Genomic DNA, 6,798 nt, shown 5'->3' with positions numbered 1-6,798 from the left:
CGATAGGCCCTCAGCTACACTCTCCATTCCCCTGCTTTTCCCATTTCTGCCTCTCGACCAAAGGCGGGATGAAGCGCGTCCGCTCCGTTGACGAAATATACGTAAAAGTCCAGTATGGATTTACAAGTACAAAACAAGGCTTCACCCTTTCACTCCTTTCTTCTGTCTTGCCAAACCAACAACAACCCGCGAGAGAACGAATATGAAGAAACTCCCCCTCATCAGTGGCCTGGTCCTTAGCCTGTTGGCGTGCAGCAGCCTGTTCGCCGCCGAGAAAACCCTGCGCATCGGCATCGAGGCGGCTTATCCGCCGTTCGCCTCGAAAACCGACAAAGGTGAGATCGTCGGTTTCGACTACGACATCGGCAATGCCTTGTGCGCGCAGATGCAGGTCAAGTGCCTATGGGTCGAGGGTGAATTCGACGGCCTGATTCCTTCGTTGAAAGTGAAGAAAATCGATATGGCGCTGTCGTCGATGACCATCAACGAAGACCGCAAGAAGTCGGTCGACTTCACTCACAAGTACTACTTCACTTCCTCGCGCCTGGTGATGAAGGAAGGTGCGACGGTCGATGACCAGTACGCCAGCCTCAAGGGCAAGAATGTCGGCGTGCAACGGGCGACCACCACCGACCGCTACGCCACCGAGGTGTTCGAGCCCAAGGGCATCAACGTCAAGCGCTACAGCAACAACGAAGAGATCTACATGGACCTGGCGGCCGGGCGCCTCGATGCGATTTTCGCTGACACCATTCCGCTGAATGACTTTCTGTCGATGCCGCGCGGCAAAGGCTATGCCTTTGTCGGGCCGGAGCTGAAGGACCCGAAATACGTGGGCGAGGGCGCAGGGATTGCGGTACGCAAGGGCAATGCCGAGCTGGTCAGCCAGTTGAATGCCGCCATCGATGGCATTCGCGCCAGTGGCGAATATCAGAAGATTTCCGAGAAGTACTTCAAGTCCGACATCTACGGCGACTGATGTCATGTGGCGTTCGTGAGGACGCCATCGCGGGNTGTAGGAGCGAGGCTTGCCCGCGATGCTTTTCAAAGGGGACTAGCCCTTCAATTCCTTCAGGTGCTTGTACACCGTCGCCCGCCCCATGTTCAGCACGTTGGCCACATAGTTGGCGGCGCTCTTGCCCTTGAACGCGCCTTCGGCGTGCAGCGCCAGCACCAGTTCGCGCTTGTGTTCGCGGGTCAGCAGGTTGAGGCCCAGCTGCCGCTCGCGCAGCCAGTTGTGCAGGAAGGTGTTGATGCGCTCCTGCCAGTCATCGCGAAACAGCGAGTCCGGTTGCGGGATCAGTTTGCTCGGCGAGAGGAACAGGTCCAGCGCCGCCTTGGCATTCTCGAACAGCGAAATATTCAGGTTGATGCACAGCACCGCCAGCGGCTGGCCGTTGCTGTCGCGCAGCACGCTGCTGAGGCTGCGGATCTTCTGGCCGTCCCAGTTGAGCTTTTCATAGGGGCCGATATTCCGCTCGTTGCTGTCCTCGCCGAGCATGTCGTCCAGGGCCGCATCGTCGCCCACTTCGCGCTTGGAGATGTTATTGGCGATGTAGTCGATCTTCTGCGTGCGCAGGTCGTGGAGCACCACCTCGGCATGGGGGAAGAACAGCGTGGCGATGGCGTCGGCGATCGCCCGGAAGTTGTCCAGGGCAGGGTCCTGCGCGGGTGCGGTCATGGGTGGTTCTCCAGGCGGTGTCAGCGCCCTGCAAGGCAGGGCGCTGCGAGTGTGCCGCAATAGTCCGGGCGCGTCACCTGAACGGGTCAGCCGAGACGGGCAGGGGAGAGCATGGCGGCGTCCAGGCCAAAGCGCACCAGTTGCTCGGGCAAGGCTTCGCCACGCACCAGGGCGGCGCTGGCCTGGCCCATGGCCGGCGAGGTCTGGATGCCGTAGCCGCCTTGCGCGGCGACCCAGAACAGGCCCGGTACCTTTGTGTCGAAGCCGGCCAGCAGGTCGCCGTCGCTGACGAAACTGCGCAGGCCGGCCCAGGTCCGGGTCGGGCGGCGAATGGTCAGGGTGGTGGCCTCTTCGATCTGGTAGATGCCCATGGCGATGTCCAGCTCTTCCGGTTGCACGTCGTGGGGCTCTACCAGGTCGGCGTTGGCCGGCGAGCCGAGGAACATGCCCGCGTCGGGCTTCATGTAGAAGGACTCGTCCAGGCTCACCAGCATCGGCCAGTGATGAATATCGACGCCTTCAGGCCCGGCGAAGATAAAGGCCGCGCGGCGTTTCGGCTGCAAGCCCAGGGGCTGGGCGCCGGCCATGGCGCCGACCTGATCGGCCCAGGCACCGGCGGCGTTGATCAGGATGGGCGCACTGAAGGTCTGGCCGGCGGTCTGGACCTGCCACTGGCCCTGTTCGTCACGGCTCAGTCCCAGCACTTCACAGTCGGTACGCACCTCGCCCTGGTTGCGCCGGATGCCGCGCAGGTAACCCTGGTGCAGGGCGTCGGTGTCGATGTCGCTGGCGCTTGGGTCGTAGAGGGCACCGTGGACTTTCTCGCGGCGCAGGATCGGCAGGCGCGCGCAGGCTTCGTCGGCGTTCAGCAACTGCATCTCCGGCACCGTGGCCTTGGCGCTCAGGTACTGGTTGTTCAGCTCGGTGGGGTCGCCGGTGAAGTCCACGGTCATTTCGCCGCGCGGGCTCAGCAGCGGGTGTTCGCAGAAACCTTCCGGCGGGGCATCGAAAAAATCCCGGCTGGCCAGGGTCAGGGCGCGCACCTGGGGCGTGCCATAGGCCGCGGTATAGAGCGCCGCGGAGCGCCCGGTGGAGTGGTAGGCCGGGTGCGATTCGCGTTCCAGCACCAGCACTCGGCCATGGCGCGACAGCCAGTAGCCGGTGGATGCCCCGGCGATGCCGCCGCCGATGATGATGAAGTCTGCCTGGGTCATTCGAGCCTCCGTAAAAAGGGGATAACGCGCTTCTGTAGGAGCGAGGCTTGCCCGCGATCGATCTTGAGCCCGTCACCGTGGTTCGCTCGGGGCCGTCGATTGCGAGCAAGCTTCGCTGCTACAGGTGTTCCATTGGTATTCAGTGAGCGCACTGCAAGTGGTACAGCGCATTGGCCAGGGCAATGTCTTCCAGGCCCAGGCCGATGGAGCGGAAGAACACGTGGCGCCCCGGCTCCGGTCGTTGGGCCAGGTCGCTGAGCAGTTCGGGCAGGTCGCCGAGAATCTCGGCCTTGTCCCAGCCATGCCGTTCGCCGGCGATCAGCATCTCGCCGGCCGAGCCGGGGGTGGTCTGACGATAGTCGCAATACACCTGCATGTCCTTCAGCGCGGCGGGCGGTACTTCATGGGCCCGCGGCGCGTTGGTGCTGATGGAGGTGATCAGCGCCGGCTTGTGCAAGGTTCGCGGGTCGATCACCGGGGCGGCTGAAGAGGTGCAGAGCATGATGACGTCGGCGTCCTGCAGGGCGTCATCGAGCTGGTTGACGATCTGCAGGCGTGGGTCGAGGGCCTTGAGGCGCGCGATGTCCTCGGCGGGTTTGCCGGCCAGGCCAGGGGAGTACAGGCGGATGGATTGCCACTCGCGCAGGGCTTTCACGTAATGCAGGTGCGCCTGGGCCACGGGGCCGCTGCCGATGATCGCCAGGTGCTGGGCAGCGGCCGGCGCCAGGGCATCGACGGCCACGGCGGTGGTGGCCGCGGTGCGCGCGGTGGTCAGTTCGCCAGCGTCACACAGCAGCAGCGGCTGACCGCTGTCCATCGACATCAGCAGGGTCCAGGCGGTGACCAGCGGGCCTTCGGCGCGGACGATATAGGGCGAGGTCTTGACCCCGTAGACCCGGTCTTCGGCCAGCACGCCCAAGTAGTTGATGAAGTCCCCGGCGCCCTGGGGAAATTCCACCAGTTGCTGCGCCGGCTGCACGGCAAGCCCGGCGGCCAGGTCGTGGAACAGCTTGCGCAGGATCTGCGGGACGTCGACCTGCGCCAGCAACTGGCGGGCTTGAGGCTGGGTAATCACGCAAGGCGTGCTGGACATGCGGGTGCTCCCAAGAAATAAACTAATTTGTCCATTATGGACTTTTAGTTTTGTCGGGCAATATCCAGGCGAAAAAAAACGCAGCCTGTGGTCGGGCTGCGTTTTTTGCGGACAGGCTTGTATCTGTAGGAGCGAGGCTTGCCCGCGAGGCGTCATTGCTGACGCTGCGCGTTATCGTTCATCGCGAGCAAGCTTCGCTCCTACAACAACTCTGCTCAGGTTTTTGGGCGTTTACGCTCCACAGGGCGCAGCAGCTCGGTCGGCGGCATTTCGCAGCTGATCTTGCGGCCCAGCAGCGCCTCGATCGACGGCAGCTGATAGGAGTCGTCCTCGCCGGCGAAGCTGATGGACACGCCGTCGGCGCCAGCCCGGCCGGTACGGCCGATACGGTGCACGTAGTCGTCCGGCACTTCCGGCAGGGTGAAGTTGATCACGTGGCTGATGCCGTCGATGTGGATGCCGCGACCGGCGACATCGGTGGCCACCAGCACGCGGATCTTGCCTTCGCGGAAGCCTTCCAGGGTCTTGATGCGCTTGTGCTGCGGCACGTCGCCGGACAGCTGGGCGGCGTTCACGCCGTCGCGTACCAGGCGTTCTTCGATGCGCCGCACTTCATCCTTGCGGTTGGCGAAGACCATGACCCGTTCCCAGCCGTTGTCGTTGACCAGGTTGTACAGCAGTTTGTACTTGTCGGCGCCGGCCACCGCGTAGATGTGCTGTTCGACATTGGCGTTGGCCACGTTCTCGGCTTCGATCTCGACGATGGCCGGGTCGGTGGTCCACTGCTTGGCCAGGTTCATCACGTCGTCGGTGAAGGTGGCGGAGAACAGCAGGGTCTGGCGTTCGCTTTTCGGCGGGGTCTGGCGAATGATCTGGCGTACCTGGGGGATGAAGCCCATGTCGAGCATGCGGTCGGCTTCGTCCAGCACCATCACTTCGACCATGTCCAGGTGCACGTCGCCGCGCTGGTTGAAGTCCAGCAGGCGGCCCGGGGTGGCCACCAGGATGTCGCAATGGCGGGCTTCGAGGTGCTTGAGCTGTTTGTCGAAGTCCATGCCGCCGACAAAGGTCATCACATTGAGGCCGGTGTATTTGGTCAGGCTGGCCGCATCCTTGGCGATCTGCACCACCAGTTCGCGGGTCGGCGCGATGATCAGCGCCCGCGGCTCGCCCATGTAGCGCTCTTTCGGCGGCGGGGTCTGCAGCAGCTGGGTGATGATCGAGATCAGGAACGCGGCGGTCTTGCCGGTGCCGGTCTGGGCGCGGCCGATGGCGTCTTTGCCGGCCAGGGTGAAACCCAGTACCTGGGCCTGGATCGGCGTGCAGTAGGGGAAACCCAGGTCGTGGATCGCGTGCATCAGTTCCGGCGCGAGTTTGAAGTCGTGGAAGCGGGTCTTGCCTTCCTGGGGTTCGACGACGAAGTCTTCCAGTTTCCAGGTGCTCACCGGTGGTTTCGGTGCGCGTGGGCGGCGCGGCTGTTCGGCCTTGGGCTTGTCGCTGCGCGGCGCGGTCTGGGCCGTCGGGGCGGCTGGGGTCACCGGCTCTTGCTTGGCCACGGGGGCAGGCGCGGTCCGTTCCGGCTGATGGCCGTCGGTACGGCTGCTGGGGCTGGAGGAAGATGGGCTGGAGCCTGGCGCGAGCTGCTCAGCCTCGCTTTTACCGAAGATTTTCTTGAGTGCTTTGAGCACGGTCATCTCATCAATTGGTTAAGGAATGTACGCCGGGCAGTGTAATGCAAGAATCGGGCGCGGCGTAGTGGATTGCTCAACGGGCTACCGAACTTATCGATTCAGCGCAAACGCTCGCCGAGCCAGGCGCCGATATCGCGAATTTCTTCGGGTAACACTTCGTGCCCCATTGGGTATTCATGCCAGGTCGCGGTGACACCATGGTGCTTCAGGTACTCGTAGGCGGTGCGGCCCATGGAGTTCTGCACCACTTCGTCGTACTGGCCGTGCAGGCACAGGGTCGGAATCCGCTGCTGGCTGGCCGAGAGTTCGAGTTCCTCGCTGAAGGTCGGGGCATAGGTGGAGAGGGCAAGTACGCCACCCAGCGGACCCTGCCATTTAAGGAAGGCGGTGTGCAGGACGACCGCGCCACCCTGGGAAAAACCGGCGAGGAAAATCCGCGAAGGGTCTATTCCGCTGGCGCGCTGTTCTTCGATCAGGTCGCTCAGGCGTTTTGCCGACTCTTCCAGCTGTTCGCGGTTGATCGCGCGCGCCGGGCTCATGGCCAGAATGTCGTACCAGCTGGGCATGGCATAACCGCCATTGATGGTCACGGCGCGGGTCGGTGCCTGGGGCAGGACGAAGCGGGTGGTCAGCAGGCTTTCCTGCAGCGCTTCGGCCACCGGCAGGAAGTCGTAGCGGTCGGCGCCCAGGCCATGAAGCCAGATCACACAGGCGTCGACGGGCTTGCTGGGCTGAAGAATCAAGGGCTCGGTCATGGTTGCTCCAAATATGTGCGCACGCGCCCAAGCGGTGCGTGATCGAGGTGCGCGGTCGGTTGATCAGTGAAGAAGATGTCGCAAGGCTGCAAGTTTTGCTCTTGACCCCTGCCAGAACCGCTTTGGCCGGCACTCTGGTACGGGCTTTGCTATAGCCGTTGCGTGAAGTGATTGCGTTCACCCTGCCGGTAACACTATCAGGCTACTGGCGGGTGTGGGATAGCAAAGATCCGATGATGGACGTTCGCCAGTGGCCGCTATGGGCTTCGCGAACATGCAAGGGCTACAGCCCGTTCGGTCGCTTGGTGAGTATGGGTTTTTCTCTTAAATGGATTTTCTCCTACTAGACTCATAGCTAAAGTCC

At 62.9% G+C, this 6,798-nt stretch carries 6 protein-coding genes; 1 reads left to right on the top strand and 5 read right to left on the bottom strand.

The window, feature by feature from the left end; genetic code table 11:
• The first annotated feature begins 202 nt into the window (after positions 1–202).
• Entirely contained in the window at positions 203–979 is a 777-nt protein-coding gene (locus ACTJKT_RS03455; protein WP_028681710.1) for an ABC transporter substrate-binding protein, read from the top strand.
• Between the two features lie 75 nt (positions 980–1,054).
• On the opposite strand, the gene ACTJKT_RS03450 is transcribed toward ACTJKT_RS03455, so the two are convergent.
• The 5 genes from ACTJKT_RS03450 to ACTJKT_RS03430 all read right to left on the bottom strand — a co-directional run bounded on the left by ACTJKT_RS03450 (position 1,055) and on the right by ACTJKT_RS03430 (position 6,434).
• Complete coding sequence (locus ACTJKT_RS03450; protein ID WP_440786193.1) at positions 1,055–1,681, bottom strand: helix-turn-helix transcriptional regulator; 627 nt, start codon at positions 1,679–1,681, stop codon at positions 1,055–1,057.
• An 86-nt stretch (positions 1,682–1,767) separates the two neighbouring features.
• Entirely contained in the window at positions 1,768–2,895 is a 1,128-nt protein-coding gene (locus ACTJKT_RS03445) for an NAD(P)/FAD-dependent oxidoreductase (protein ID WP_440786192.1), read from the bottom strand.
• 139 nt (positions 2,896–3,034) lie between these two features.
• A complete protein-coding gene (locus tag ACTJKT_RS03440; RefSeq protein ID WP_440786191.1) occupies positions 3,035–3,988 on the bottom strand; it encodes an ornithine cyclodeaminase family protein in 954 nt (317 codons plus the stop codon).
• A 215-nt stretch (positions 3,989–4,203) separates the two neighbouring features.
• The gene (gene rhlB / locus ACTJKT_RS03435; RefSeq protein ID WP_440786190.1) at positions 4,204–5,682 is read right to left on the bottom strand and encodes an ATP-dependent RNA helicase RhlB; all 1,479 of its coding nucleotides are present in this window, start codon (positions 5,680–5,682) and stop codon (positions 4,204–4,206) included.
• A gap of 95 nt (positions 5,683–5,777) precedes the next feature.
• Complete coding sequence (locus ACTJKT_RS03430) at positions 5,778–6,434, bottom strand: alpha/beta hydrolase (RefSeq protein WP_440786189.1); 657 nt, start codon at positions 6,432–6,434, stop codon at positions 5,778–5,780.
• Between the last annotated feature and the right edge of the window lie 364 nt (positions 6,435–6,798).

Source organism: Pseudomonas sp. 22526, from assembly GCF_052044735.1.
Classification (GTDB): Bacteria; Pseudomonadota; Gammaproteobacteria; order Pseudomonadales; family Pseudomonadaceae; genus Aquipseudomonas; species Aquipseudomonas piscium.
The sequence above is the reverse complement of the archived record's forward strand: the minus strand, read 5'-3'. Positions and strand labels throughout refer to the sequence as shown.